Genomic DNA, 26,309 nt, shown 5'->3' with positions numbered 1-26,309 from the left:
TCCTCCTGCCCCGGCCCGTCCTGGCGGCGCACCCGGGATCGTGGCACCGTGTCAGGGGCATCCGCCCGAGCATCCGAGAGCACAGGACCGAGACATGAGCACCCCGCGCCCCACCCCCGCCACGATGCGCGGCCGCAAGAACCCCGCGCTGGACGTGCGACCGGTGGACTACACGTCCTGGCGGCCCGCGCGGGTGAGCTCCGAGTGCTCTGCGGACAACGGCGCCTCTGCCACGAGGGAGGGGTCCGCGGCGTCACCGGCGACGACCGGGGAAACCGCCACACCGCAGGCGCCGGGCGGTGCGGCACCGACGGGGCGCAGGGCACCGTCCCGCGCCGCGGCGGCGTCGTCGCGCGCGGCCGCCCACGTGAGCAGCGGCGGCGTGCCCAAGCCCGGCCCGGCGCCCGCGGCGGCGACGCCCAGTGCGGCGGTGCCCTCCCCCGCGCGCCCTGCAGCGCCGGAGTTGACGGTGGACCCGCAGCTGCTCGCGTTCGTGCGGGCGCTGCGCGAGAACGTCACCCCCGTGACCGCGACCCCCCAGGACGCGTACTACACGGTGGACTCCGGCCACGAGGCCCCGCCCGCCCTCGAGGTCCCCGCGGCGGGGGTGGACGTGCGCGGTGTGTGGGACGTCAGCGAGGACTCCCTGCGGGCCGTCGTGGCGGACCCGGAGGACACCTGGTCCGCGGACCTGGGCCGGTCGGACTACTACGTGCGCGGTCAGCTGTGCGTGCAGGTGACGCGCGCGGACCACCGGGTGGTCGGGATCTACCGCAGTGGTTGGGCGGTCGCCCGGCGTCCGGACGAGTCCTGGGCGGACACCGCCGACTCCCTGGAGCGCACGGGTGCCAAGCCCGGCGGCGGGGGAACGCGCTACCCCACCAATCGCAGGGAGCTGCTGGAACGCCTGCGCGGGGCGGGCTTTGAGGTCACCACGTCCGGGTCCACGCACGGCAAGATCACCCACCCGGAGGTCCCCGGGCGGTTCCTGCCCTTCTCGTCCACACCGTCCTCGCAGCGCTACGGACGCCACGTGGTCACGGCGGTGAAGCGGGTCTTCGGGATCGACGTCCGCTGAACCGGTGACCCGTTGAGCTGTTGATCCGGTGATCCGATGGGAAGAGCCCGGACGGAATGCAGGGTTCCGTCCGGGCTCTTCCCGTTCACGCGTGCCGTGCCGCGGGTGTCAGGACACGGTGGGCAGCTCGTCCACGCCGGTGCCGCGACGACCCCAGGCCTGCAGGGCGTCGAGGTAGCGCTCGCGCAGCGTCTTCACGGTCTTCTTACGACCGCGCCCGCCGCTCTTGCGCGCCTCCTTGAGGCCCTTGCGGCGCTCCTTGCGGGTGCCCGCAGCGCTCGTGACGGTGCCGTCCGCGAGGTCGAGGTCCAGCGTGGGTCCCCAGCCGCCCTCGCGCAGACCCGTCGCGGCCTGTGCCAGGTAGCGGCGTTCCTCACTCCAGGCCAGGCGCGCCACCAGGATGAAGATGGTGATCGTGATGACGATCTTCACGAGCATGAGGACCGCGGCGGCCTCCTCGGGGGACGGGGCGTTCCACAGGAAGTGCATGCCCCAGCCCAGCAGGAAGAATCCCACGAAGGTGGCGGTCCGCACGATCACCGAGTGCCGCTTCACGGTGCGCCCCAGCAGGAACGCCACGCCCACACCGATGATCGCGGTGTAGAGCCAGTGCGAGGAGATGCCGATCGCGCTGCGCAGCAGGGTCACACTGAACGCCCCGGTGAAGTCGTCGTTCGCGTTCGACGGCGCGTTGTTCGCCGCGTAGGAGACGTTCTCGAGGATCTGGAAGCCCAGCCCCACGAACGCGCCCACCAGCAGCCCGTGCATGGGCCGGCGCAGGGTGCGGGACGCGACGAGCATGATGATGACCACGCCGAGGGTCTTGCCCCACTCCTCGCTCGTGGGGCCCGCCACCGCGGCACCCCAGTCCGCGCCGACACCGGCCGGCAGCAGCTTGGCCGTGAGCGCGAACAGGTGCTCGTTGGCGTGCAGCGCAAGCCACGTGGGCACCGTGGCGCCATACACGACCGCCAGGGTGAGGATCCACGGGCGGCGCGCCCGGTACGGGTCCGCCCACAGGACCACCACCGCGAACAGCGCCAGGGTCACGGCGAAGATCGGGGCGATCGCGAGAAGCGGCTCCTTGGCCGCGGTGAAGGACTTCGCCACGGCGAGGATCACACCGGGGCCACCGAGGCCCACGAGGATGCAGAAGAGCCACCACACCGCGGAGCGGGGACGGAAGAACTCGTGCTTGTACCCGGGGCCGTCGAGGCTGGTTGGGTCCTGCACCGCGAGGTCGCGGCGGGCGGGGGAGGCCGGTGTCGAGCTCATTCCGCGGCCCCCTTGACCATCGTGAAGCTGTTCAGGAGGTTCTGGAGGTCAGGAGCCTCCCCCTTGCCCGTGCTCGTGGCAGTGACGAGCACCACGAGGTCCTCCTTGTGCACCACGGCGCACGGACCGGTGGCTTTCTCCTCGGTCTTGATCGCCACGCAGCTCTTGCCGGTAAAACCGTTCGAGGTCTTGATCTCTCCGCCGTCGAATGCGGCGGACGTGCCGTCCAGCGCCTGCTGACGCAGCACTCGGTCGGCTGTGACGTCGAAGTCCTGGCTGCCGTCCACCACGGACATCTTCAGCGTCTGGTCGTCCTCCGGCTTGGTGTAGACCACGGAGGCGCGGCTCGTGGACGGGCTCGTGGACCACCCTGCGGGGGCCTGGTACTCCAGGTTCGCCCCGGCGGTGGCCTCGAGAGCCTCGGTCTCACGGGTGTTGACGGTGGTGGTGGGGTTTTCGACGGCCCGGGAGACGGCTGCGGGCACGGCCCACGTGGCACCCGCGAGCACGGCCAGCACCACGGCCGGCAGCTTCTGGGTCAATCGCATGCGGCGGTATTCCTTTCTGTATCGGTGGGGCGGCCGAAGAATAGCTTGGCATTCATTTATTACCGGCCAGTTCAGGTGCCGGGGTGATAAATGTAATGCACCACGCACGTTTTAAAACTGTTTGATAACAAATATTCATAAACAAAGTGGGGATTTATTCTGGTGCCTCTTCACACGGTGGAGGCGTGACCCGCCCCGGGTGCCGGGAGGGCCCGTTCCCCGCCCCGCCCACGGGCCAGCCGCCGGGCGATCAGCGGCGCGGAGATCCCGTGCACCACCGCGGAGAGCAGCACCGTCATGCTCACGAGCTGGATCATGAGCACGAAGCCGTTGCCGTCCACCGCAATGGTGAGCGTGTAGGCGAGCAGCGGGGTGGCGAGCGTCCCCATGGCCTGCCAGCGCGTCGTCGTCCACCCCCTGCGGTTGGCGATGCGCGCGAGGTACGCGGAGCCCGCGCCCACCAGGAGACCGAAGCCCACGGCCCATGCGAAGGCAGGCAGCATGTCGGCGAGCGCCTCCGCGCCCTTCTCGGGGCCCTCCACACCGCCGGTGAGGAACGCGACGCTCACCAGGAAGAACGGGGCCACGACGCCGTCGTTGTACCCGCTCTCGGTGTTCAGCAGGTCCCGGATCCGCTTGGGCAGGCGCCGGTCCTTCACCACGGACGCGGCGGGTGCCATGTCCGTGGGCACGACCACGCACGCGATCATGAACAGCAGCGCCACCCGCAGCTCCGGGTAGAGCCACCCGGTGAGGACCGTGGCGGTGAACAGTGACAGCGGCACGCCCACCAGCACGAGGCGCAGCAGCACCCTGGCGTCCCAGCGGTGGATGGTGCGCACCTCCGTGGCGTCCAGGAAGAGCAGCAGCGCCAGGACCACCTCCACAGTGCGCTCCAGGCGGGGGTCGGTGAGGTGCTCGAAGATCGCGGTCGAGGACTCCGCCCCGACCACGAATCCCACGAGGATCAGCGTGAGCGGCAGGATCACGTGCAGCGACTCCACGCGCGCGGCCACCACGGACCAGACGATCACCACCCCGAGCAGCACCGCGAACGCCAGGATCATGCGGCGGCCTCCGTGCGGGCGCGCTCGGCCCCGCCGCGGGTCCAGGCCCGGGCCGAGAGGCTCGTGAGGGCGTACACGGTGAGGAGGTCGATGGACGCGGAGAGCAGGGCACCGCCGCTGGGTCGGCCGGCCTGGAAGAACGCGACCATCTGGGTCACCTGCGAGGCCGTCACCAGAACGATCATGGTCAGGCGGGCCCGCTGGCTGCCCTGGAAGGTGCGCCACCCGAGAAACAGGATGAAGCCCAGAATGAGCGCCACCATGCCCAGGAGCACGCTGACCATGACGGCGTTCTCCGTTGCGGAGCCCGTGGCGAGATCCGGGTCGGAGAACACGCTGTCCCGGCTGAGCAGGACGTCCCCCACGATGGTCAGCGCCGAGACCAGCGTCAGGACCCACGCGGCGACGACCGAGAACGGGCGGCCGCGACGTCGTGGAGGACATCGTCGGCGGAGGACGCGTGCTCCGTGACCTTGCCGGCCTGGCTCGAGGTGCTTCCCGAGGACACCGCGGCGGGCACGTGCCCGAGTTCGAGCACGGGGAGGTCGCCGTCCGTGTGGACGGCGTCGCCGCCGCCGTTGCGGCTGTGGTAGTCGGTGGAGAAGTCCTCGATCACGGCGACCTCGGCCTCCAGGACCGCGTGCAGCACGCTGTCCACCACGTAGTCGCGCTCCACGTCGATCTTGTGGGTCACCTGCAGGGTGAAGAGGGAGAGGCCGACGGCGCGGTCGTAGGTCCCGGCCGCAAGCCACTGCACGCGGTGGCCGCCACCGGGCAGGGGCCAGCCCTCGGGGCACTTCCAGAAGCGGATGTGGTGGCGCTGGGCGGCGTTGCCGTCCACCTCCTGCTGGTACGCGAAGTCCTGGATCTTGCCGAAGAGCAGCAGGGGGCTCACCGGCGCCTCCGGGTACCTCTTGCGGGTCACGGAGGACTTCACGATTCCCAGGCTCGAGCCCAGGGTCACGGGATCCGCGAGCGTCCAGCCGGCCTTCTGCATGGCCGTGTGGATCTGCTCCGCGGAGCCGTTGACGGCCAGGTTCACCAGGTCACCGAGCAGTCCGTCCGGGGTCACGGTGCGGCCGATGAAGTAGGAGGGCACGTAGACGGAGGTCAGTGTGCGGTGCAGCCGGGGCAGCGCGAGGTAGGCCATCAGGGCCCAGAACACGATGCTGTAGCCGATCAGGGACCAGCCGCTGCCCACGCTGCGCAGGATCACGATGGCGAAGGCCAAGATCAGCAGCATCACCACGCCGAAGAAGATGTTCTCCACCACGTCCATGCCTACGCCGGAGCGGCGCCCCTGGACCTTCTCGGGCGGGCGGCGGTACTGCGCGGGCCCGCGTGATCCTTCATATCTCTTCATGCCGCTGCCGTTCCCGGGAGACCCCGTCTGCTCGGTCGATCATCGGTTCTCGTCCACCGGCCGACAGGCGGTCCCGCCACCCCATGCCGCCCCGGGGACGCGGGCCGATCGGTCCTACGGAGATGATAGGCGAGGACGGACAAGGGGTCTCCCGAGCACCCGAAGGCGCCGCCCGCAGCACCGCACCGAGCTGGTGCACACCAAAGTGGGGGCGCTCCCGCGGCGGCCCGCCCAGGGGGCCACCGATAAAATGAGGACGGAAAGGTGCCGTTCGGCACGATTCGCGGCCCCGGGGGAAGCCGGTGAGGGGTCACCGGCGGTGGGGCGCGGCGCACCACAACCACGGGGGAGAAAACCATTGTTCACGCTCTCAGGCCCGGGCCGTTCCTTGCGGTCCGCTCACGGATCCGAGACGGACGGGACCGCACTCGTCGACACACCGGTCACGCACGGCTGGATCCCCGCGGGGGACCGTCTGCTCGCGGTGGACGTCCACGAACCCGCCGCACCGGCCCGCGGCGCGACCGTCGTGTTCGCCGCCCCGCCGGGACGTGAGCGGGTCACCACCACGCGCACCATGCTCCACACGGCGCGCGCGCTCGCCGCGGACGGCTGGCGCGTGGTGCGCTTCGACTGGTCCGGGACCGGGCAGTCCCCCTCCGCCGAGGACATCACTGCTGCGCAGCGCTGGCCCGAGGACCTGCGCGCGGTCCGCGAGTGGGCGGGCCAGGGGACCCCGGTGCACGGCCTCGCGTTCAGCCTGGCCGGTGCCTACCTCGCCGCTGACGACGACGCCGGGTGGGCCCGGCGCGTGGTCCTCGCCCCGGTCACGGGGAAGCAGTGGCTGCGCCACCAGTCCGCGCTGCGCCGCATGTCCGGCGCGGGTCTGCCGCCGCGCGTGAAGGAGGGCACCGAGCTGCTGGACCTGCACCTCAGCGCGGAGGGGGCCGCCGCCGTCAAGGCAGTTCCCGTCCCGGAGGCCGATCCCGCGCGCGGGATCGAGATCCTGGCGGAGACCGAGACCGGTGCGCTGCCGCTCGACGTCCACCCCCGGGTGGCCACGGTGCCGCCGGAGCTGGCGAGCGCCGTCGTCGCCGCCCTCGCGGATGGCGCGCCCGCGCGGCAGGAGGGCCTGGAGCCGGCCGACCAGCAGCCCGCCCAGGAGGTCACCCTGGACGTGGCCGGCACCCCGGTGCGGCTGCGCCGTGCCACGGTCGGTGCCGAGCGGCGTCCCGCGATCGTCACCGAACCGGTGGACCGCGCACCGGACGCCCCCGGGCTGGGCCTCGTCTCCCCCGGCTCGGACACCATGGAGGCCGCCGGCGGGCTGTGGCTGACCACCGCCCTGTTCGCCTCCGCGCAGGGTGCCGTCTGCGTGCTCGCCGAGCGCACGGACACCGGTGAGCTGGTCCGCTCGGACCTCGTGCGCAACCCCAATCCCTACGACCGCCGCACGGTGGTGGAGTGCCGCGAGCTCGTGGAGCACGTCGCCTCCCTCACGGACGGTCCCCTCACCGCGAGCGGCATCTGCCTGGGCGCGTGGGGCCTGATGGCCGCCGCGCACGAGCTCCCCGCGGACGTCACCCGCCGCCTGACCCTGCACGTGGTCAACAACGTGGCGTGGCAGAAGGCCCCGTGGCGCTACTGGCGCCAGGGCATCACGTCCGGGCCGCTGGCCCCGCGCGTGCCGGGCGAGGAGCCCACCGCGCCCGCTCCCGCGCAGGACGACGCCGCGGCGTCGGAGGAGCCGACGGCCGAGTCACCGGTCCACGCACTGCGGCGCGTGCTCGTCCACCGCGCCGGCACCGTTGCCCGCACGGTGGTCCGTGGCACGCGGACCAAGGCCCACGAGGCGTCCCCCCGGGTGAACTCCCTGGCGGCGTCCCTCGGGATCATCGACATCCCCCAGCCCGAGCTGCGGCGGCTGGGCAGGGTGCCCGGGCTCACCGTGAAGGCGGTCTTCAGCACGGCGGACGCGGAGTTCTGCCACGTGACCCCCGGTGCCCTGGACTCCCACACCACCATGATCGTGATCGAGCCGCTGGACCACTCGGTGTTCTCCACCGCAGCCCGCCGCGCCATGGCGGACTTCACGGTGCAGGACGCCACCGGGCAGAGCATCGACGCCGCCTGACCCCGGTTGGGGCGGGCGGCAGGTCCACCCCGCTCGCTCCCGCGGTGCGAGGTTCTGGGGGCGGAGCGGTACCGGCGCTTCTCAGAGGGGCCGGTAGAGCCGCCCCCCGACGGTCAGGCCAGGCCCGGGCACGTACGTTCCGTGTCCGGGCCTGCATGTCACCCAGCGCGGACTGGTGCCGGCTGCGTCTCGAGCGCGCGCACGGTGGTCGCGGCACGCACGGTGGCCGTGACGGCGCCGCTCACGGGAATCACGACGGTCTCGCCGGGGAGCACGTGCACGTAGCCGTCCTCCGCCACCGGGGTGTCCGGGGTCTCGGACGGGGCGTCCACGGGGAGGTCCAGCGCCACGAAGCGCGCGAGGCTTGTGGCGGTCACGGCCACGTGCCAGGCACCGTCAGCGGTGTGCACCCAGTGGGCGTCGAGCCCCGGGTCCACCGGGTCGTAGCGGCGGGGCCCGCCGCTGAGGTGCGCGTCCCGGGCCAGCACCTCGCCGGTGCCCGAGAGCAGGACGGCGGACACCGCGTCGTACTCGCGCTCCCCGAAGCCGTAGGCGTTGTCGAGGTCCCGGAAGGTGCCGTCCGCGAGGTCCGCGCGCAGCACGAGCTCGCCGTGCGCGGGAACTGTCACCGGGAGGTCCAGCGGTGCCTGGCAGCCGCCGCGGACCGTGGCCACGGTGAGCCGCAGCGTGGCGCTCAGGGGCTCGGGGGCGTCGTTCCACACGTGCACGGGCAGCCCGTCGCCCCCTGCGGGCACGAACGAGACCGCCACCGGGGCGCACGCCCGGCGCATGCCGTACCACGCGGCGGTCGGTCGGCCGGTCACGTCCAGCACGCCCCAGCCGGCGCCCGGCGCGGTCGACGCCGCCGAGAGCACGAGTGCACCGCGGCACGTCGAGTCCCGGGAGCGCCACTGCGCGAGGGTCCGCTGGAAGACGTGGGCGAGCGCCGCGCGCTCGTACTCGAGCCGGCGTGCATGGTCAGTGAGCGCGCGCTCCGGCGCGGGCCGCGCGGGCACCGCGAGACCGGCGTCCGGGTCGCTGTCACGGTCCAGGAACACGCGTCGCACGTAGAGCATGGTCGTGTCCGAGAAGGTCCAGGCGGCACCGGGATCGTGGGCGATGCCCTCACGCCAGCGCTCCGCAGACGGCTCGTGGTCCAGGGGCGCATCCGTGCCGAACTGCGCGCGCACCACGGCGGGCTCCGGAGGCACGCCGAACGTCAGCGACTCCGCGGCGAAGCGCACCCCGCGGGTCACGGCGTCCTCGATCGGCCGTCCGTAAGCGCCCACCCCGAAGTAGTGGGAGACGCCGTCCGCGGCATCCACGGGCGAGCTGCGGGGCACACCGGACGACGACGCCGCCCGCTCCCCCGCCGCCGGGGCCTCGGCTCCCTGCCAGCGCGCGAACGTCGCCGCCCAGGCGTCGCGAGCGGCGTCGAGGCCCTCGTCCGAGCACGGCGAGGACGGGACGACCACGACATCCGCTCCCGCCTCGCCCACCGCGCCGGGGATGTCGTTCACGAGCACGTCCGCGACCCACTGCTCGGCGGGCCGACCCGCGAGGACGGGCGCCTGGACCACCTCGGTGCCACCGGAGACCACCGCCGTGGACGGGTGCGGGGCCAACCGCGAGGCCAGGGCGTGCACCTCGTCGCGCAGCCCGGCGCGCCAGTCGGGGTCGTCGGGGGCGTCCAGGGGGCCGAGGGCGACGTCCTGCCACACCATGACCCCGAGCTCGTCGCACAGGCGGTGGAAGTCCTCGGTCTCGTAGCAGCTGGTGCCGGGGATGCGGAGCATGGTGGCGCCGCCCGCGCGCAGACGCAGCAGCATTGCCCGGGTGCGCTGCGGGTCCGCAGCCACCTCGAAAGGGTCGGCGCCCGTCCACACGGCACCGCGCACGAACACGGGCACACCGTTGACGCGCAGGGCGAGGCCCCGGTGGTCGCCGTCCCTGGCCTCGGCGGTCACGGTGCGGAAGCCCACACGGGTCACGTGCTCGGATCCCGCCGTGCGCACGCGCACCCGGTACAGGGGCTGCTCGCCCGCGCCGTGGGGCCACCACAGGCGGGGCTCCGGAACGGTGAGGGCCACGGTCGCGCAGCCCGCGGCTTCGGCGGCGGTCACGGTCCGTTCGGCCACGACCTCGCCCGCCCCGGAACGCGGAGCGGTCTCCACGGTGATGCGGACCGAGTCGGCGACGCCGCCGGACCCGGTCCCAGCGAATCCCACGGTCACGAGGCCGCGGCCATCCTCGAGCACCCGGGTGCGCGCCGCGGGTGCCCCGGGTGGACGAGAGGCGGTTCCGGAACCGGGCCGCGCGCTCCCGGCCTCGGAAGGCGAAGAAGAAGGGGGCGCGGGGACGGCGCTCGCGCGGAGTCCGCCCCACGGGCCCAGGACGGGCAGAGCGCCCGGCCAGTCGATGGCCCCGACCAGGGGCGTGCGCCGCCAGCGGTAGGAACGGTCCGGGACGAGCGGTGAGAGCCAACGGGCGCGGGGCTTGCGCGGCACGGCCATACCGGTGGTGGGCAGCACGCGCAGCACGACCTCGCACGGGCCCGCGGGGAGTTCCGCCGTGACCTCCCACGGGGCGAAGGCGCTGCCACTCGTGTGCGCGACCCGCCCCGCCACGAGCAGCTCCGAGACGGTGGCCACGCCCTCGGAGGTGAAACGGTGGGGACCGCCCGCGGTGGTGACGGTGGTGCGGAACTCCCAGACGGTTTCGGGACCGTCCCCGGCGAGCACGCCGGCCACGGCGTCCTCACCGAGGGCGTCGCGCAGCGCACCGGACACGGTCCCGGGAATGCGCGCGGGGATCCCTGCGGCGAGCGCGTCGCCCGGTTCCTGCGCGGGGTCGACCCGGCGCAGGAACCACGTGGCGTTCTCCAGCACGTCCGCGGCGCGCACGTCCCTCATTCCCCGAGACCCAGGGCTTCCCGGACGGCGTGCATCCCGGCGGTGTGCCCGGCCACGAACGCCTCGGCGGACGTGTCCACGCGCGGGGTCCTGCCGCGGGCGGCCCGGGCCAGCTGGAACTGCAGGGTCTTGGCCGCGCCCGCGGCGGCGTCGAACGCCTCCGCGGCCTCGAGCAGCTGCTCGGCGTCCAGGTCGCTGGGCCACTGCGCCGCACCCGCGGCGAGGTACCGGCACGCGTGCGCCGCGAGCCCGGAGGTGAGCCCCGCCTGACGCGTGGTCGCGAACGAGTACAGGTGGAAGTAGTCCATGCCCCGCTCCGCGAGCTCCGGCAGGTGCTCCCGGATGGAGGTCACCAGACGCTGAGCGGGACCGTCGGCGGCCCCACCGGAGTCCGGTGCGCGCCGCAGGTGCCCGCGCACCAGCTCGATGGTGTGCTGCCACAGCTCACGCGGCGGCAGCCGCTTCAGCCCGGACAGCCGCACGAGCTCCACGTAGGGGTACGGCACACGGCCGTCGCGCGCACCGGGGCCCAGGGTGTTCTCCAGGTCCTCGCCGCGCAGCACGTGCACGCCGTCGTTGTGCAGGTACACCAGCTCCCCCGCCAGGGGGTCCAGGCGCAGCGGCACGATCGACGTCTTCGTGTGCTCGATCCGGTAGGAGACGCCCTCGGTGTCCGGGAGGTGGAACGCGTCCACCTCCACGATCAGGGCGTCCCCGCGGGACATCGCCAGCTGCAGGTGCTCCCCGAGCGGGCGCCACGTGTCGTACTCCCCCACCGTGAGGCCGTAGAGCGCCTCCAGGTCCTCCTGGCGCGGCTTGAGGAACTCCCACTGGTCCCCCAGGAAGTCCGCGCTGAACGCCGCCCCCAGCATGGGGACGGGGTCCAGACCGAGGGCTGCGGTGAGCCCGATCCACACGTCCGTGTAGCAGTTCGTGGGCGACCACGGTTCCGCCGGGTCGTGCAGGACGGAGCGCGGCACGTCCGCCGCGGTGAGCGGCTCGCACCCCCGCACCGCGAGGACCTCGGTCCCGAAAGGGGCCTCGGTCCGCACGGCGGCACCGTTGCTCTCGGTCACGGCGGTCATGACAGGCCCAGCTCCTGGCGCACGGACGCGGGCCACGCGGCGACGTCGAACCCGTGCTTCGCGGCGAGCGCCAGGGCCACGCGCTCCAGACCGAAGCCGAAGCACGCGGAGTGCGCCACGGTGCCGTCCGCGGTGCGCAGGTTGAAGCCCTCGCCGAAGTGGTCCTCGTGCAGGTTCGCGGAGGCGATGGCCGTGGGGTGGCCCGGGTAGACCTCCGTGAGGATCTCGAACTTCAGCTGCGCCTCGCGCTGGCCCGCGCTGAGCAGCTTGCCCGCCCGGCCGAAGAACGGGTCGTTCGCGGTGTCCGCCTGGACCTCCAGCCCGAGGTTCGTGAGCAGGTCGGTGCCCGCGGCGAGCCACTTCTCGCGGTGCTCGGCGGCCTCCGCGGGGGTGCCGATGCGCACGGCCTCGAACATGCGGAACGTCACGAAGCGCATGGGGTCCGGGCTCGGCTCGTGGCGGTAGCACTCCCCCATCAGCTCGAAGACCGTGCCGTCCACCTGCGAGTTCTCCAGGTAGGCGTAGAGCGGGTGGCACACCGCCGGGACCAGCGCGTGGCCGGCCGAGGTGAGCTGCGCGGACCAGTCGCCCTGCTCCTCGTACGTGGCGAGCAGCTGGCGGTGGGCCTTGTTGTCGCCCTCGAACGCTGCGATCGTGCCCAGCAGCTGCGGGAAGGACGCCACGTAGTCGGTGCGCTCCAGCAGCCGCGTGCCGTTGACCGGCGGGAAGCGCAGCCGGCGCGTGCCGGCCTGCGGCGAGAGCTCGCGGGCGATCTTCCGGGCCGCGGCGGCGATGCCCTGGACCACGTCCTCCGCCTGCGGGCCGAGCCCGTTGACGCCGTCGCCCAGCGTGGGCAGCAGCCAGTCGTTCGCCTCGAGCCCCCTGCGGAACGCGTCCTGCTGGGTGTCCAGGTCCTGGTGGGTGTCCATGATGGTCATCGTTGTCCCCTCGAGACGAGTTGCATGGTGGCGGTGTGGAGCAGGATGCGGTCGTTGTTGACCATGACCGAGGGCCCGATGCTGTCCCGGTACAGGCGTGCCAGGCTCACGGGCGAGTGGTTGGCGAACCCGGAGATCCCCACGATCACCAGGGCGTCCCCCACGATCTTGCGCACGGCCTCCGCACCGGAGACCTTCAGGGTGTTCATGGCGATCGCGAACTGCATGGACTCGCACGTCTCCGGGTCCTCGTAGGCCGCCTCGTAGCGGGCCACCGAGGAGCGGACCACGTCCGTCATCGCCTGCAGCTGCACCTCGAGCTCGGCCAGGCGCAGCGCGGACGGCGGGGGCGTCCCCGGCGTCTTGCGCGCGGCCTTCTGCACCACGGACCGGGCGGTCAGCCCCGCCTGGGTGGCCATCCCGAGCCACGCGGAGGCCCACAGGCAGTGCGCGCCCGGCAGCATCGTCTGGGCGGAGATGGTCTCGAACAGCACGCCGAACACGGCGTCCTCGCCCGCGGTGGCCTCCAGCTCGAAGGACTCCGAGCAGGTGCCGCGCATGCCCAGGGCGTCCCAGCCACGCTGGCGCTCCAGCTGCAGGTCCTCGGCCTCGACCACGAGCAGCACCTGGTCGCTCGACGCCGCGTCCTCGTCGCGGCGCGCGGTCACCAGGATGGCGTCCGCGTACGCCCCGTAGGAGATCACGGGGCACGTCTTGTGCAGGCCCACCCGGCCGTTCCCGACCGGACGCACCGCGCACGTGGAGGAGCGGGTGTTGCCGCCGATGTTCACCTCGGTGGTCGCGGAGGCGAGCAGCAGCCCGTCCTGGGCGACCCGGCGGGTGAACTCGCGCAGGTAGTCGGTGTCCGCGTGGCGGGTCAGGCACAGCGCCTGCGAGTAGTGCATGGCGAGGATCATCGCGGAGGAGGTGCACTCGCGCCCCACCCGCTCGAGCAGCCGGCACAGCTCCGTGATGCCGTAGTCGAGCCCGCCGTCCGCCGCCGTCATGGGGGCGCCCAGCAGACCCTGTGCGCGGGCCTCCTCGATGGTCTCCTGCGGAAAGCGGGACTCGCCGTCCACGGCGTCCGCGAACTCACGGGCCACCTTCGCCACGGCCTCGGCGCGGGCGGTGGTCTCCGCCAGGCGCTCGGGATACTCCGCGCCGGTGCGCGGGGCCTTGGTCAGCACACTGTTCTCAGTCATTCTGGATCGCCTCCACGGCCTCCGCGATGGACTGGATGGACGTGAACGTCGCCTTGGTCAGGCGCTCCTCGGGGAACTCGATGTCGAACTCGTCCTCGAGGCCCAGCATCACGTTCACGGAGGCGTGCGAGGTCATGCCGGCGCGGTAGAGGTCCGCGTCCACGGCGATGCTCTGCGCGTCCTCGGAGAGCTTGCCCTGCTCGCTCAGTACGGAACGGACGGTCGTTTCAATGGTGGAATCCATGGGGTGAAACCTTTCTGGGTTGATCGGGTGATTCTCGGTTCCGAGGAACGGCCGGCCGGCCCACGGCCGTCTCGGTGGTCTGTGGTGTCTGGTCCGTGGTGGCGGGCTCCGCCGCACGCGGCGAGCGGGTCCCGCGGTGTTACGACGCCGTGGCGAGGGCCACGGCCAGGGCGAACCCGCCGTCGTGGGACGTGCTGACGCTCCAGTTCCGCAGGCCCGCCTCCCGGGCGAGGCGCGCGGCCTCCCCGCGCAGCTGCACGTGCGGCGCGCCGTGCGCGTCCGTGCGCACCAGGACGTGCGGCCACGGCACGGCGTCCTCGGGCGCCGGGCGCAGCACCTTCAGCACGGCCTCCTTCGCGGCGAAGCGACCCGCGACGGACTCCGCCGACGGCGCCGCCGCACCCGGGCGAGTCAGCTCGGCGATCTCCTCCGGGGCGAGCACCGCCCGCAGGTAGCGCTCGCCGCGCCGCGCGAGGGACTCCGCGACCGGGGCCACGCCCTGCAGGTCGCAGCCCACGCGCGGAGCGCCCGCGGCCCCCTGGGCGGCGCTCACGACGCGCCCTGGGAGGTCACGTTCTTGAACGCCTGGTCCACGGCCGGCTGCGGCTCGGTGAGCTTCAGCCCCGTGTGCTGCGCCCAGCGGCCGAGGGCCACCACCGCGGCGGGCCGCCAGCAATCGAACGTGTGGCCGCCGTCGCACGTGCCCACGTGCCCGTACTCGGTGTACTGGTGGTCCACGCCCTGGCCGCCGAGCTTCTGGGCGAAGGAGGCGGTCGTGTCCCGCAGCGCAGGCTCGATGTCACCGTTCTGGCCGTTGCCGCTGCCCGCGAAGAGCTGCACCCGCACGTCCTGGAGGGAGCCGCTCTGCGTCAGGGGGTCGTGGGCCGCCCACTGCTCCTCGGTGGTCGTGGTGCCGTTGCCGAACAGCGCGTCCGTCTCCCCGGTGGACTCCTTGGACGCCTGCTCGAAGTTCTGCTTAACCGCGTCCGGGGACACGTCCAGCAGGCCGGAGAAGCTGATGGCCTCCCCGAAGAGGTCAGGGCGCTCCTCCGCGTAGCGCACCGCACCGTAGCCGCCCATCGAGGAGCCCATGACCACGCGGTGGCCACGGTCCGTGTCGGTGGACAGGTGCGCGTCGATCCACGGCACCACCTGGTCCAGGTGGAAGGTCTTCCAGTTCTGGGTCAGCTTGTCCTGCTTCGCCCAGTCCGTGTACCAGCCCTCCTTGCCGCCGCTCATGATCACAGTGATGACCGGCATCCCCCGGGTGAGCTGCTCGGCCTGGCCGGCCTCGTACCACTGCATGGCCGGGGCGTCCGTGGAGCTGCTGCCGGGCAGCATGTAGACCACGGGGTACTTCTTCGCCGGGTCGTAGCCCTCCGGGGTGATCACCACCAGGGAGTTGCGCCCACCCGGGGCCTGCGGTGACACGGCGTCCGTGCTGACCGTGAGGTCCACCGCCCGCTGGGACAGGCCGCGGGCGCCGGTGATGGTGATTCCGTCCGACTCCTGCTTGAGCTTCTCCGGGTCGGAGAACCCCGCCTGCTTGGCGGCCTGGGCGTCGAAGCCGATGCTGGAACCCGTGCCCGTGGTGGCCTCGGGCTCGCCGGAGCCGCAGCCCGTGAGCAGCAGGGCACCCAGGGTGCACCCGGTGAGCACCCGCAGGACGCTCGATCGCGTGCCGCCCGGCCGGGCGGCGTCGTTCTTCAGGCGGCGCATGTGGCCATCTCCTCCGCGGGGTAGTAACTCAGCCCGAGGGCCGCGTCGATGATCTGCAGCGCCGTGAGGCGCGCGGCGTAGGCCTGCAGCGAGTGGTCCAGCGCGGGCACGTGGGCCACCTTGATGCGGCGGCCGCGGCGCGTGAGCCGTGCCAGGCCCTCCTCGCCGCGCTCCTGCTCGAAGAACACGCCGTCCTCCGCGCCGAAGTAGAAGGAGACCTCCGCGTTGCGCGAGGCGTGCTCCATGACGACCTCGGGCACGTTGGGGATGCCGCAGCGGCCCAGGGAGAGCCATGCCCGGTAGGGCATCCGACGGCGCACCAGCTCCTTGGCGCGCGTGCGCCACGTGGTGTTCAGCTCCACGTCGCTCATGGTCCGCAGCTGCTCCAGCACGGCGTCCACGTCCCAGTCGCGGTAGAGCTTCTCGTAGTACCGCTCCCCGGCGCGCCACGCCACGTTGTTGAGCACCACGCGGGTGGTCATCGCGCTCGTGGGAGGGGCCATGGCCACGAGCCAGCCGCCCACGCACAGGCCCGCGCCGGTGACGGGCTCGTCCGTGCGCTCGTGCAGCCACGAGGCGCCCATGTCGATGTCCGCCACGCCCTCGCGGGTGTACGGGTTGATGTCCTTGACCTCGTCCAGGCCGGCGCCGTCCCCGCAGTGGTGGCGGTCCACCCGCAGGGCGGGGACGCCGCGCGCGGCGAGCCGACGGGCCTGCACGGTCCACAGCCCGGTGGGGCCGTCCTTGGGATCGGCCGACGGCGGCGCGAGCACGGCTGCTCCGGCGCCCGTGCCGTGGCGGCCCACGGGGTGGGTGTAGGTCGCGGCCAGGTTGTCCGGGCCCAGTTCGAGGAGCTCCTCGTCCACGTCCACACCGAACTCGGCCACGTGGAAGCGGGCCGTGGTGGTGGGGCGCCAGCCGCTCACGTCCGCCGGCTTCGGGGCGCCCGGCGCCACGGGCTCGTCCAGGCGCGCCACGAGGGCGGCAATGGCGGGCGGGCTCGCCTTGGCGTAGATGGCGGCCACGCCGTAGAGCTTCTTGGCCACCGTGCGGTCCGTCTCGCGCACCGGCAGCAGCCCGGGCGCGGTGACCTTGCGGGGGTCCGGCAGCGCGCGGATGGCGGCGGCCTCGCGGTCCGTGAAGTGGGCACCGTCGATCTCGACGCCGTCCCCCACCTCGGGGGGCAGGCTCAGTCCGCTCGCGCGGCGCAGGCCGGTGTACTGGCGCATGTACACGGCACCGGAGACCGGCTCCCACAGCACGCGCTTGTCGAAGGGCAGGGGCGAGGTGGCCAGCACGCTCGCGCCGATCCGCAGCCCGATGCCGTGGACCGGGAGCTCGGTCCCGACGAGGTCGCGGGCGGTGCGGTAGGCCAGCTCGAGGTTCCGGTGCCAGACCTCCACGGGATCGCTGCACGCGGGACGCTCGCCGGACTCCGAGGTGCCGCTCCACGAGGGACGGATCACGAGCCAGCCCTCCTGGGCGGCGCGCGCGGCCACGAGCCGCATGCTGCGGTGGCTCACCACCTCTTCACGTGCGAGGGCCGGCGCGATAACCACCGCACCGCGCACGCGGTCGTTCTCGGGGCCGTGCACCCACGCATGGATGGTGTGCCCGTCCTCGGTCAGAAAACTTGCCTGCCCGGCAATACGCATGAATACTCCCCAGTCCTGCGACGAATTCACCTCAGCCGTGCTCCGTCGCCCTGTCCCCACCGTGGCCGGCGGGCTCTCCCCTGCGAACCGGCACCCCACCGCGTCGATCGGATCCCTGCCCCCGCGCGCCGCTCGACCCTCACGTTCCCCCGTGACGGGTGCGGCTTTGCACTCATTAATCATAGCCAGGAGGTACCTCGAGAGCCCCCATGAATCCGTCCCCTAATGTGTGGTTTTACATTTAGAAGACTGTTTTTCGGGGTCCCACCTGCGCTTTTGCCCGGTTGTACCTATATGGGCCCACACAGAATTGTCGTCATTCTGGTGAAGTGTCTTGCGGTGCAGAGTTATGATGGCGATCGTCGATGAACTGGAGAGTTCAGAAACGTCGGCACCGTTCACGGGCCACGGTGGAACACCGCGGCCCTCGGGGGATCTGGGGAGATCCACCGTATCTGGGGGAAACGCGGGTGATGCCCGCGTCTCCATGGGGGAGGAGTAGGCGTGAGCTCACGCATCCTGATCGTCGGTCTCAACTATGCGCCGGAGCACACCGGCATCGCGCCCTACACCGCCGGGATGGCGCGCGCGCTGCGCGAGGACGGGTGGGACGTGGAGGTCGTCACCGGCCTGCCGCACTACCCGCAGTGGCAGGTCCACGAGGGCTACCCGCGCGAGGACGGCCCGCTCGAGGTCATCGACGGCGTCCCCGTGCGCCGCATCCCGCACCCCGTGCCGCACGACGCCGGCCAGCTGCGCCGCCTGGGCATGGAGATCGTCTTCGGCCTGCGCGCCGCGCGGGCCCCGTGGGGGAAGCCTGACGTCGTCGTCGTCATCACGCCGGCGCTGTTCGCCTCCGCGATCGTGCGCGTCCGCGCCGCCCTGGCCCGCACCCCGGTGCTCGTGTGGGTGCAAGACATCTACACCGCCGGCCTCTCCGAGACCGGCGCGGCCGGGGGCCTCGTCACCCGCGTGATGCGCGCGGTCGAGGGCGCGTTCCTGCGCTCCTGCAACGGGGTGGTCGTGATCCACGACCGCTTCTCCGACTACCTGCGCCGTCACATGGGCGTGGCCGGGGAGCGCATCACCACTGTCCGCAACTGGACCCACATCGCGGAGGCGCCCACCGTGGACACCGCCGCGCTGCGCCAGCGCTTCGGGTGGGGCCCGGAGGACGTCGTCGTGCTGCACACCGGCAACATGGGCGCCAAGCAGGACCTTCCGAACGTCGCCGCGGCCGCCCAGATTGCCGAGCGCCGTGGTGCACCGCTGCGCTTCGTGCTCGTGGGCGGTGGGCACCAGCGTCCCCAGCTCGAGGAGCTCGCGGCCACCACGCCGCGCTTCGAGGTGCTGCCCAGCGTGGACAACGACACCTACGCGGGCCTGCTGCGCGCCGCGGACATCCTGCTCGTCAACGAGCGCGCGGGCCTCAAGGAGATGTGCGTCCCGAGCAAGCTCACGAGCTACTTCACCGCGGAGCGCCCGGTGCTCGCCGCCGTCGAGGCCGAGGGGCCCTCCGCCTCGGAGCTCGCGGCCGCGGACGCCGGCATCCGCGTGGCACCCGGTGACCCCGAAGCCCTCGTGGACGGCGCGCTGCGCCTGCACGAGGAGTGGGTCGCCACCGGCGACACCGTCCACCGCGGGGGCCGCCGCTACGTCCGCGAGGTGCTGAGCCGGGGTGCCGCCGTGCGGTCCTTCGTCTCGGCCCTCGGCAAGCTGCGCCCCGGCCTCGTGGCCGAGGACCGGGCACCGGCAACCGTCAATTCCTGATCCACCGGGGCCCCGGTCCCGCAGAACCGATTCACAAGGGGAGAGAACACCATGAGCAAGAAGGCACTGATCACGGGCATCACCGGGCAGGACGGCTCCTACCTGGCGGAGCTGCTGCTGTCCAAGGGCTACGAGGTGCACGGGCTGATCCGCCGCGCCTCCACGTTCAACACGTCGCGCATCGACCACCTGTACCAGGACCCCCACAACCCGGACGCCCGGCTGTTCCTGCACTACGGGGACCTCTCGGACGCCGCGCGCCTGGTCACGCTGATGGGCGAGATCGACCCGGACGAGGTCTACAACCTGGGCGCGCAGTCCCACGTGCGCGTGTCCTTCGACGAGCCGGAGCACACGGGTGACACCACGGGGCTCGGCACCATCCGCCTGCTCGAGGCCGTGCGCCGCGCGGGTGTGAAGTGCCGCTTCTACCAGGCCTCCACGTCCGAGCTGTTCGGGGCCACTCCCCCGCCGCAGGACGAGAACACCCCGTTCTACCCGCGCTCGCCCTACGGCGCCGCCAAGATCTACTCGTACTGGATCACCAAGAATTACCGCGAGGCGTACGACATGTTCGCCGTGAACGGGATCCTCTTCAACCACGAGTCCCCGCGCCGCGGCGAGACTTTCGTGACCCGCAAGATCACGCGCGCCGTGGCGGCCATCAAGGCCGGCAAGCAGGAGCACCTCTACATGGGCAACCTGGACGCCGTGCGCGACTGGGGCTACGCCGCGGAGTACGTCGAGGGCATGTGGCGGATGCTGCAGGTGGACGAGCCGGAGGACTTCGTGCTGGCCACGGGCCGCCCGAGCACCGTGCGCGAGTTCCTGGAGACCTCCTTCGAGCACGCCGGCCTGGACTGGGAGAAGCACGTGCGCTTCGACGAGCGCTACCTGCGCCCCACCGAGGTGGACGCCCTGATCGGGGACCCCTCCAAGGCGGAGGAGAAGCTGGGGTGGAAGGCCACGGTGCACGCCCCGGAACTGGCGCGCATCATGGTGGATGCCGACATCGCCGCGCTCGAGTGCGCGGGCACCCCCTGGATCGACACCGTGGCGCAGCACATCTGGACACCCGAGCACGCAGCATGAGGACGAACGTGGACAACGCAGAAGACATCGGAACCATCGACACGGGGCTCGACTGGCCCCACACCGTCAGCGACCCCGCGGACGCCCGCACGAGCGACGACGTCGTCTACGTGCCGCACGAGCTGGACCGCACCGCCCCGTTCTACGTGGCGGGACACCGGGGGCTCGTGGGCTCGGCCATCTGGCGCCAGCTCGAGAAGCAGGGCTTCGAGAACCTGATCGGGGCCACCTCCCGGGAGCTGGACCTGCGCGACCGCGAGGCCGTGGAGGCGTTCATGGCCGAGCACCGCCCGCGCTACATGGTGCTCGCGGCCGCGAAGGTCGGGGGGATCGGGGCGAACAACACGCGTCCCGTGGACTTCCTCTCGGACAACCTGCGGATCCAGCTGAACCTGCTCGACGCCGCCCGCGCGGTGGAGGTGGAGCGCGTCCTGTTCCTGGGCTCCTCCTGCATCTACCCGAAGCTCGCGGAGCAGCCGCTGCGCGAGGGGGCGCTGCTGACCGGCTACCTCGAACCCACCAACGACGCCTACGCGATCGCCAAGATCGCGGGCATCCTGCACGTCCAGTCGGTGCGCCGCCAGTACGGCCTGCCGTGGATCTCGGCCATGCCCACGAACCTCTACGGGCCCGGGGACAACTTCTCCCCCACCGGCTCGCACGTGCTGCCGGCCATGATCCGCCGCTACGACCAGGCGGTGCGCAACGGCGACACCGAGATCACCAACTGGGGCTCCGGCTCTCCGCGGCGCGAGTTCCTGCACGTGGACGACCTCGCCGCGGCCTGCCTGCACCTCATGGAGCACTACGACGGCCCCCAGCAGGTCAACGTGGGCACGGGCGAGGACGTCTCCATCAAGGAGCTCGCCGGCCTGATGGCGGACGCCACCGGCTACACCGGGGTCACCCACTGGGACGACTCCAAGCCGGACGGCACCCCGCGCAAGCTCATGGACGTGTCCCTGCTGAGCTCCCTCGGCTGGACCGCGACCATCGACCTCCCCACGGGTCTCGACGACGCCGTGGCCTGGTACCGCTCGCACCGGGACTCCGCGCGGGGCGCGTAGCCGCGGCACCCCGACCGCACGACGACGGCGGGCAACCCGAAAGGGTTGCCCGCCGTCGTCGTCAGAGCACCACGAGCCAGCAGGTGGTCATGCCCACGACCGTGAGGGCCAGGCCGAGCCAGAAGGAGCGCCAGGGCGCGGCCCGGCCGATGAATAGGTAGGCCACCAGGACCACCGCGAACTCGCGCACCACGAGGAACGTGGCGGCCAGGTTGAGGTCGAACGAGGCGACCCACGCGATCACCGCGCCGAAGACGATGCCGATCACCGGGCCCACGAACGTCTTCCACGCGGCACCGGTGCGCACGAGCAGCACGGAGGCCGCCCACGAGAGCACGCCGGGGAACGAGACCATGGCGATGAACGGGACCATGGCCATGGCGGCGTTCCACTTGGCCCCCAGCAGCGGCCCGAGCACGATCGCGGCCACCTGCGCCACGACCACCCCGACCACGGCGAGCATCAGCGCCCCGCTGAGGAAGCGGTTGCTCGTGTCCCGGATCTCGTCCGGGGTCTCCTTGTCCGCGACGGCCACGCGGACCATGTTCGCGGTCGACGCCGCCAGGGCGTCTCCCGGGGCGCGGCCCACCGCGCTGCCCGCGGTGTAGATGCCGAGCACGGCGGTGCCCGCGAAGAACGTCATGAACAGCCGCTCCGCCTGGCCCTGCAGCCACGCCATCAGCGCGTAGCCGGACATGGCTCCCATGTCCGAGAGGATCGACTTCTCGCCCGGGGCGGAGTGCGGGATGGGCAGCGTGTTCTTGCGTGCCCTCCGCCAGCACAGCAGCGCGAACACGCCCTCCGTGACGGCGAGCTGCAGGGCCGGGCCCAGCAGCGAGTGGGTGAGGATCAGGGTGGTGCCACCCACCAGCAGGCCCACGAGGGCGGCCCGGAACTGCAGCCGGGCGAGCAGACCCCACTGGCTCGTGGCCTGCAGCGTGCCCACGTAGAGCAGACCGAGGGCACCGAAACCGGGCGCGAACGCCACGGGGAGCACCTGGAAGAACTCGCCCCAGTTCTCGAGCGTCCCGTTCCACAGCAGAAACAGCATGAGCGCGACCAGCAGCTCGAACGCCACGACGGGCATGAACATCCGGTAGCGGTTCATGATCTTCATGCCGCCGGGCTCGGTGAGCACGCGCATCACGGCGAAGCGGGCACCGGAGTCGATGGTGGCCTGGATGGCCGTGTAGAGCAGCGTGACCACGTTGTAGATGCCCACGTAGTGCGGGTTGGTCAGCGCGGCCAGCGTGAGGATGACCAGCGCGGAGGACAGCCGCGGGATGATCCGCTCGATCAGGGACTTGACCTGGTTCAGCATGCGGACCCCGCAGGGCTCGCGTGCAGGGCGATCTGGCGCCGGGCGTAGGGTCGCGTGACCGGTCGCACCTGGCTCAGGATCTCCTCGGCGTGCTCGGCGGTGACCCGGGGGTGGGAGGGTGTCCCACCGTCCTCGAGCAGCCACATCCGGTTGTTCGCGCGGGCCCAGGCCTCGTAGACGCGGCGCACCTCGGGGTCCGCCTCGACCCGCTGGTGGTAGTCCGAGGCGCCCGAGATCTGGCCCTCGCTGAGCCGGTAGGCGATCACGGGCGTGGCGAGCTTCGCGAGCCGGGCCCCGTTGAGCAGGGCGTCGTGCCACAGCACGTAGTCCTCGGCCGGCGAGTCCACGGCGTAGGCGTTCGCGTCCAGCAGGCTCTGGCGGCGCGCGAGCATGCTCGGGTGGAACAGGGGGTTCGTGAACGGCAGCAGCGCGCCGATCTCCCGGGAGGTCAGCGATCCGAAGTAGGACGGCCGCGGGATCCCCGCACCGAAGCGGATTCCCGTGCCGCACACGATGTCCGCGTGGCGCACCGCCGCGAGCTCCAGCCGGAAGCGCCACGGCAGGCAGTAGTCGTCCGCGTCCATCTTGGCCACGAACTCCCCGTCGGTCTCGAGCAGCAGCCGCCGCGTGCACGCGACCGAGCCCTGGTTGCGTTCGTGGACCCGCACGACGACGCGCGGATCCGCCACGGCGCGCGCGGCGGCTTCCGTGGCGGCGTCGGGCCCGTCGACGCCGACGACGAGCCGGGCGTCGCGCGGCATGGCCCGCAGCGTGGAACGGATGCTGCCGCCGATCGTGCCGGCCGCCCTGTAGGCGGGCATGATGACCGTGAGCACTGGCATGTGTCTTTCCCCCAAGAATGATTGGACGCGCCCGTTGCGAGCGCCCTCCCCCGACGTGTCCTGAACCGCTCAGCAGCGGGCGGGTGCCCTGGCCTTCTCCTCGCCGGCCACCGCTGGGAGGTCCTCGAGCGGCTGCCCCAGGTCGTAGGGGCGCGCGAAGAGCCGTTCCGCGATCCACAGCCCCCACAGCGGCAGGATCGACAGCGTCACGAACACCTCGAACGACTCCAGCTGGCCCACGATCCCCTGGAAGACCAGCGTGGAGCCGACCGTGGCGAGCAGCACGCGGTTGGTCTCGCTGCGGCTGCGCGTGTAGGCGTCAGAGATGACCGCGGAGAACAGCCCCAGCAGGAAGTATCCCGCGACCACGCCCACCATGCCGAAGTTCAGCAGCATCTCGGAGCTGAAGCCGGGGACCACGTAGATCTGGTCCTCTCCCCCGAGCAGGTCGTAGCCGGAGACCTGCACCATGGAGCGGAACGGGTTCTCCGCCTGGACGCCCGCGAAGTGCAGCAGCGCCAGGGGCACGTTGATCAGGGCGCTCCACACGGTCTCACCGTGCAGTGACCCGTGCAGCGCCGTGTGGTTCGCGGCCCACGCGGACATCGAGAACCGGCCCCACTGCCAGTCGATGAAGGACCACGGGTCGGTGGTCGCGCCCACGCGCTGGGAGGTCGTGGCCACGACGAACACGACCATGGCCACCGCCCCCGTGACGATCAGCGGCCACCGCAGGATGTTGATCCGGGGCAGCATCAGCGCCAGCAGGGGGAAGGCCACGTAGGCGATCTCCGCGCGGCCGCCGTTCCAGGTGGCGCTCACGGCGAGCGCGCCGAGCCCGCCCACGAGCAGCAGGGTGTTCCACACGGCCTGGCCGGTCGCCCGGCGTCGTGCGGCCAGCGCGAGCACCAGGATCGTCACGGCCCACGGCAGCCAGCCGGCGAGGAACGCGTAGCGGGCGTTGCCGCCGTCCACGGAGATGATCCGGCCGCCGGTCTGGTCCGTGGTGGCGCCCATGACCTTGAGCAGGCCCATGGCGCCCGCGGCCGCGAAGACCAGCGCCACACCGCCCACGCCCACCCGGTGGGCGGAGGCGAACGAGTACAGGTTCTCCGGCACGAGCGGACGCCGGGGAAGCTCGCGGGACCCGGCACGCGCCGGGAACAGGCGCGGCCGCGGCACCACGAGCCCCGCCCACAGGGCGCAGCTCGCGAGCAGCGTGGCCCACGCCGCGGTGGTCAGCCCGGAGGTGGAGCCCACGGGCTCGCCCGAGAGCACCTCGTAGAAGCCGCGGTCCTTGGACCAGCCCAGGACGTGCGCGAAGCCGGAGACCACGTTGGCCAGCAGGAAGTTCAGCACCATGAACAGGCGCAGGTTCAGCCCGTCCACGCGCTGCCGGGTGCGGATGTGGATCAGCGCCAGGATCCCCACCACGGCGGAGGCGGAGAGCAGCAGCACGGCACCGGCGACGGGATTCATCGCGGTCACCGCGCTCAGACCAGTCCGGCGTGTCCGCGGGCCGAGCGCACCTTGTTGGCCACCAGGGACACGGGCACCTCGCGGAACCCGGCCACGCCGGTCTCCAGCTGGTCCCAGCCCACCCGGCCGGGCACCGTCACGAGCAGCACCTCGTCCGCGAGCTCACCGAGCACGGGGGCGTCCGCGGACTCGTCCAGCGGGGAGCAGTCCACGATCACGACGTCGAACTCCGCGCGCAGCTCGCGCAGCAGCGAGACCATGTCCTCCGAGCACACCAGGTCGCTGGCACGCCCGGTGGGCGAACCGGCGGGCAGGAACGTGAGGCCCGGTTCGAGCTGCACCGCGCTGCGGTCCACCCCTGCGCGCCGCTCCAGCAGGTCGGAGACGCCGGGGCGGTCCTGCTGCGCCAGCAGGTTCGTGAGGCCGCGGTCCGAGAGGTGCGCGTCCAGCAGGGCCACGCGGCTGCCCAGGGCGGCGAAGCTGCGGGCGAGCTCCAGGGCCACCGTGCTCGCCCCGTCACCCGTGTGGCTGCCGGTCACGACGAACGTGGCGCAGCCGTCCACCTGCGGCAGCACCTGTGCGTGGCGCTGCTGCAGCCGCGAGCGCAGCGTGGTGACGTACGGGTTCGGCTGCGCCGCACCGGACTGCTCGATGGCGGCCGGGTCGAAGCTCAGCGCGTCGCTGAGCTGCTTCAGGCGCGGCACCGTGGCCGTCAGGGAGGCGCCCTGGACGCTGCGCAGCTCGTGCAGCGTGCGCGGGCGGCGGATCAGGCTGTCCAGCACGAACGCGAGGACCACGCCGAGCAGCGCCCCGAGCACGAGCCCGGCCGCCGGGTACACCAGGGACGGGATGCCGCTGGGCTTGGTGGGCTGCTGGGCCCGGCTCAGCACCTCGGCGCGCACGGCGTCGGTGCGGTTGGCGACCTCGGGCGAGAGCGACGCCACGCCCTTGATCAGCTGGTCCGCCACCCCGTTGGCGATCTCCTGCGCCTCCGCCGGCGACTCCGCCGTGGCGTTGATCTGGATGATGGAGGTGGCGGTCGGGTTGGTGACCTCCACCATGTCCGACACGTCCGAGACGGAGCGGTTCAGGCCGGTGTCCTCGATCATGGGCCCCAGCACGTAGGGCGAGGACGCCACGGTCGCGTAGGACTTCAGCTCGCGGGACAGGTAGGTCGCCGCCTGGTTCAGCTCGGTGGCCGAGTCGCTCGTGGGGATCGAGACGTACAGCTGCGCCGTCGCCTCGTACTTGGACGTGGTCACCAGCGAGAAGATCCCGCCGGCCACCAGGCCCACCACCGCGAGCGCCGCGATGATCTTCCACCACTTCTTCAGAACGTCGGCGTAGTCGCGCAGCGTCATGTGTCCTCCATACCCCTGTCGACGGCGACTCGGTGACCCGCGCGTGCACGCTGCCCAGCGTCCACGCACCTCGGGCCCGGTCCGTCCGTCTCTCCCCACATAATCGTTCGCAGTCTAGCGCGCGGCATCATCTCGATGAACACACCAGTAGTTTCCC

General features: G+C 72.1%; 22 protein-coding genes. 5 read left to right on the top strand and 17 right to left on the bottom strand.

Annotated features, from left to right (window positions below):
- Window positions 1–94 precede the first annotated feature (94 nt).
- Window positions 95–1,078, top strand: coding sequence for a hypothetical protein (locus KVA01_RS13030; RefSeq protein ID WP_233438858.1), 984 nt, complete (start codon window positions 95–97; stop codon window positions 1,076–1,078).
- Between the two features lie 108 nt (window positions 1,079–1,186).
- On the opposite strand, the gene KVA01_RS10800 is transcribed toward KVA01_RS13030, so the two are convergent.
- The 5 genes from KVA01_RS10800 to KVA01_RS10785 all read right to left on the bottom strand — a co-directional run bounded on the left by KVA01_RS10800 (window position 1,187) and on the right by KVA01_RS10785 (window position 5,331).
- A complete protein-coding gene (locus KVA01_RS10800; protein WP_141270256.1) occupies window positions 1,187–2,353 on the bottom strand; it encodes a PrsW family intramembrane metalloprotease in 1,167 nt (388 codons plus the stop codon).
- Entirely contained in the window at window positions 2,350–2,901 is a 552-nt protein-coding gene (locus tag KVA01_RS10795) for a hypothetical protein (RefSeq protein ID WP_141270254.1), read from the bottom strand. The genes KVA01_RS10800 and KVA01_RS10795 overlap by 4 nt, the downstream gene beginning before the upstream one ends.
- Window positions 2,902–3,071: 170 nt before the next feature.
- Window positions 3,072–3,968 carry a cation:proton antiporter domain-containing protein gene (locus tag KVA01_RS10790; RefSeq protein ID WP_170221157.1) on the bottom strand — a complete coding sequence of 299 codons (897 nt, stop codon included), beginning with the start codon at window positions 3,966–3,968 and terminating at the stop codon, window positions 3,072–3,074.
- On the bottom strand, window positions 3,965–4,333 hold the full coding sequence (locus KVA01_RS12650; RefSeq protein WP_170221156.1) for a hypothetical protein: 369 nt from the start codon (window positions 4,331–4,333) through the stop codon (window positions 3,965–3,967). The genes KVA01_RS10790 and KVA01_RS12650 overlap by 4 nt, the downstream gene beginning before the upstream one ends.
- 23 nt (window positions 4,334–4,356) lie before the next feature.
- The gene (locus KVA01_RS10785) at window positions 4,357–5,331 is read right to left on the bottom strand and encodes an LssY C-terminal domain-containing protein (protein ID WP_141270250.1); all 975 of its coding nucleotides are present in this window, start codon (window positions 5,329–5,331) and stop codon (window positions 4,357–4,359) included.
- A 388-nt stretch (window positions 5,332–5,719) separates the two neighbouring features.
- Between KVA01_RS10785 and KVA01_RS10780 the strand changes: the two genes are divergently transcribed.
- Window positions 5,720–7,465, top strand: coding sequence for an alpha/beta hydrolase (locus tag KVA01_RS10780; protein WP_233438857.1), 1,746 nt, complete (start codon window positions 5,720–5,722; stop codon window positions 7,463–7,465).
- A gap of 158 nt (window positions 7,466–7,623) precedes the next feature.
- Here the strand turns inward: KVA01_RS10780 and KVA01_RS10775 are convergent, their stop codons facing one another.
- The 8 genes from KVA01_RS10775 to KVA01_RS10740 all read right to left on the bottom strand — a co-directional run bounded on the left by KVA01_RS10775 (window position 7,624) and on the right by KVA01_RS10740 (window position 17,220).
- Window positions 7,624–10,377: a glycoside hydrolase family 2 protein gene (locus KVA01_RS10775; RefSeq protein WP_141270246.1), complete on the bottom strand. Its 2,754-nt coding sequence runs from the start codon at window positions 10,375–10,377 to the stop codon at window positions 7,624–7,626.
- On the bottom strand, window positions 10,374–11,462 hold the full coding sequence (locus KVA01_RS10770) for a DUF1839 family protein (RefSeq protein ID WP_068468215.1): 1,089 nt from the start codon (window positions 11,460–11,462) through the stop codon (window positions 10,374–10,376). The genes KVA01_RS10775 and KVA01_RS10770 overlap by 4 nt, the downstream gene beginning before the upstream one ends.
- Window positions 11,459–12,400 (bottom strand): class-II aminoacyl-tRNA synthetase family protein, encoded by a 942-nt coding sequence (locus tag KVA01_RS10765; protein ID WP_068468213.1) that lies wholly within the window; start codon window positions 12,398–12,400, stop codon window positions 11,459–11,461. The genes KVA01_RS10770 and KVA01_RS10765 overlap by 4 nt, the downstream gene beginning before the upstream one ends.
- Window positions 12,397–13,602: an acyl-CoA dehydrogenase family protein gene (locus KVA01_RS10760; RefSeq protein WP_141270244.1), complete on the bottom strand. Its 1,206-nt coding sequence runs from the start codon at window positions 13,600–13,602 to the stop codon at window positions 12,397–12,399. Before KVA01_RS10760 ends, KVA01_RS10765 begins: the two co-directional genes overlap by 4 nt.
- Window positions 13,595–13,846 carry an acyl carrier protein gene (locus KVA01_RS10755; protein ID WP_141270242.1) on the bottom strand — a complete coding sequence of 84 codons (252 nt, stop codon included), beginning with the start codon at window positions 13,844–13,846 and terminating at the stop codon, window positions 13,595–13,597. Before KVA01_RS10755 ends, KVA01_RS10760 begins: the two co-directional genes overlap by 8 nt.
- 139 nt (window positions 13,847–13,985) lie before the next feature.
- Window positions 13,986–14,399, bottom strand: coding sequence for a holo-ACP synthase (locus KVA01_RS10750; RefSeq protein WP_141270240.1), 414 nt, complete (start codon window positions 14,397–14,399; stop codon window positions 13,986–13,988).
- Window positions 14,396–15,565, bottom strand: coding sequence for an alpha/beta hydrolase (locus KVA01_RS10745; protein WP_141270238.1), 1,170 nt, complete (start codon window positions 15,563–15,565; stop codon window positions 14,396–14,398). The genes KVA01_RS10750 and KVA01_RS10745 overlap by 4 nt, the downstream gene beginning before the upstream one ends.
- Entirely contained in the window at window positions 15,553–17,220 is a 1,668-nt protein-coding gene (locus tag KVA01_RS10740) for an alpha/beta hydrolase family protein (RefSeq protein ID WP_233438856.1), read from the bottom strand. The genes KVA01_RS10745 and KVA01_RS10740 overlap by 13 nt, the downstream gene beginning before the upstream one ends.
- Window positions 17,221–17,724: 504 nt before the next feature.
- On the opposite strand from KVA01_RS10740, the gene KVA01_RS10735 reads away from it, so the two are divergent.
- The 3 genes from KVA01_RS10735 (at window position 17,725) to KVA01_RS10725 (ending at window position 21,149) form a co-directional block, all read left to right on the top strand.
- Entirely contained in the window at window positions 17,725–18,990 is a 1,266-nt protein-coding gene (locus KVA01_RS10735; RefSeq protein WP_141270234.1) for a glycosyltransferase family 4 protein, read from the top strand.
- Window positions 18,991–19,041: 51 nt separating this feature from the next.
- A complete protein-coding gene (gene gmd, locus KVA01_RS10730) occupies window positions 19,042–20,082 on the top strand; it encodes a GDP-mannose 4,6-dehydratase (RefSeq protein ID WP_141270232.1) in 1,041 nt (346 codons plus the stop codon).
- A gap of 110 nt (window positions 20,083–20,192) precedes the next feature.
- A complete protein-coding gene (locus KVA01_RS10725) occupies window positions 20,193–21,149 on the top strand; it encodes a GDP-L-fucose synthase family protein (protein WP_068468371.1) in 957 nt (318 codons plus the stop codon).
- A gap of 61 nt (window positions 21,150–21,210) precedes the next feature.
- Here KVA01_RS10725 and KVA01_RS10720 read toward each other — a convergent pair whose 3' ends face one another.
- From KVA01_RS10720 to KVA01_RS10705, 4 genes are all read right to left on the bottom strand, one after another.
- Complete coding sequence (locus KVA01_RS10720) at window positions 21,211–22,470, bottom strand: MATE family efflux transporter (protein WP_068468198.1); 1,260 nt, start codon at window positions 22,468–22,470, stop codon at window positions 21,211–21,213.
- The gene (locus KVA01_RS10715; protein WP_068468196.1) at window positions 22,464–23,312 is read right to left on the bottom strand and encodes a glycosyltransferase family 2 protein; all 849 of its coding nucleotides are present in this window, start codon (window positions 23,310–23,312) and stop codon (window positions 22,464–22,466) included. The genes KVA01_RS10720 and KVA01_RS10715 overlap by 7 nt, the downstream gene beginning before the upstream one ends.
- A gap of 69 nt (window positions 23,313–23,381) precedes the next feature.
- The gene (locus KVA01_RS10710; RefSeq protein WP_068468195.1) at window positions 23,382–24,791 is read right to left on the bottom strand and encodes a hypothetical protein; all 1,410 of its coding nucleotides are present in this window, start codon (window positions 24,789–24,791) and stop codon (window positions 23,382–23,384) included.
- A 14-nt stretch (window positions 24,792–24,805) separates the two neighbouring features.
- Window positions 24,806–26,152, bottom strand: a complete 1,347-nt coding sequence (locus KVA01_RS10705; protein ID WP_141270230.1) for a tyrosine-protein kinase domain-containing protein — start codon at window positions 26,150–26,152, stop codon at window positions 24,806–24,808.
- Window positions 26,153–26,309: the final 157 nt, after the last annotated feature.

The sequence above is a fragment of the Kocuria varians genome (genome assembly GCF_006539885.1).
Lineage (GTDB): Bacteria > Actinomycetota > Actinomycetes > Actinomycetales > Micrococcaceae > Kocuria > Kocuria varians.
Note: the sequence above shows the minus strand (reverse complement) of the source record. Positions and strands in the feature narration are given on the sequence as shown.

Excerpts from the sequence above, each read along its gene's own strand:
- KVA01_RS13030 (WP_233438858.1), top strand. The coding sequence starts at position 95 with ATGAGCACCCCGCGCCCCACCCCCGCCACGATGCGCGGCCGCAAGAAC.
- KVA01_RS10800 (WP_141270256.1), bottom strand. The coding sequence starts at position 2,353 with ATGAGCTCGACACCGGCCTCCCCCGCCCGCCGCGACCTCGCGGTGCAG.
- KVA01_RS10795 (WP_141270254.1), bottom strand. The coding sequence starts at position 2,901 with ATGCGATTGACCCAGAAGCTGCCGGCCGTGGTGCTGGCCGTGCTCGCG.
- KVA01_RS10790 (WP_170221157.1), bottom strand. The coding sequence starts at position 3,968 with ATGATCCTGGCGTTCGCGGTGCTGCTCGGGGTGGTGATCGTCTGGTCC.
- KVA01_RS10785 (WP_141270250.1), bottom strand. The coding sequence starts at position 5,331 with ATGAAGAGATATGAAGGATCACGCGGGCCCGCGCAGTACCGCCGCCCG.
- KVA01_RS10775 (WP_141270246.1), bottom strand. The coding sequence starts at position 10,377 with ATGAGGGACGTGCGCGCCGCGGACGTGCTGGAGAACGCCACGTGGTTC.
- KVA01_RS10770 (WP_068468215.1), bottom strand. The coding sequence starts at position 11,462 with ATGACCGCCGTGACCGAGAGCAACGGTGCCGCCGTGCGGACCGAGGCC.
- KVA01_RS10765 (WP_068468213.1), bottom strand. The coding sequence starts at position 12,400 with ATGACCATCATGGACACCCACCAGGACCTGGACACCCAGCAGGACGCG.
- KVA01_RS10760 (WP_141270244.1), bottom strand. The coding sequence starts at position 13,602 with ATGACTGAGAACAGTGTGCTGACCAAGGCCCCGCGCACCGGCGCGGAG.
- KVA01_RS10755 (WP_141270242.1), bottom strand. The coding sequence starts at position 13,846 with ATGGATTCCACCATTGAAACGACCGTCCGTTCCGTACTGAGCGAGCAG.
- KVA01_RS10745 (WP_141270238.1), bottom strand. The coding sequence starts at position 15,565 with ATGCGCCGCCTGAAGAACGACGCCGCCCGGCCGGGCGGCACGCGATCG.
- KVA01_RS10740 (WP_233438856.1), bottom strand. The coding sequence starts at position 17,220 with ATGCGTATTGCCGGGCAGGCAAGTTTTCTGACCGAGGACGGGCACACC.
- gmd (WP_141270232.1), top strand. The coding sequence starts at position 19,042 with ATGAGCAAGAAGGCACTGATCACGGGCATCACCGGGCAGGACGGCTCC.
- KVA01_RS10720 (WP_068468198.1), bottom strand. The coding sequence starts at position 22,470 with ATGCTGAACCAGGTCAAGTCCCTGATCGAGCGGATCATCCCGCGGCTG.
- KVA01_RS10715 (WP_068468196.1), bottom strand. The coding sequence starts at position 23,312 with ATGCCAGTGCTCACGGTCATCATGCCCGCCTACAGGGCGGCCGGCACG.
- KVA01_RS10710 (WP_068468195.1), bottom strand. The coding sequence starts at position 24,791 with ATGAATCCCGTCGCCGGTGCCGTGCTGCTGCTCTCCGCCTCCGCCGTG.
- KVA01_RS10705 (WP_141270230.1), bottom strand. The coding sequence starts at position 26,152 with ATGACGCTGCGCGACTACGCCGACGTTCTGAAGAAGTGGTGGAAGATC.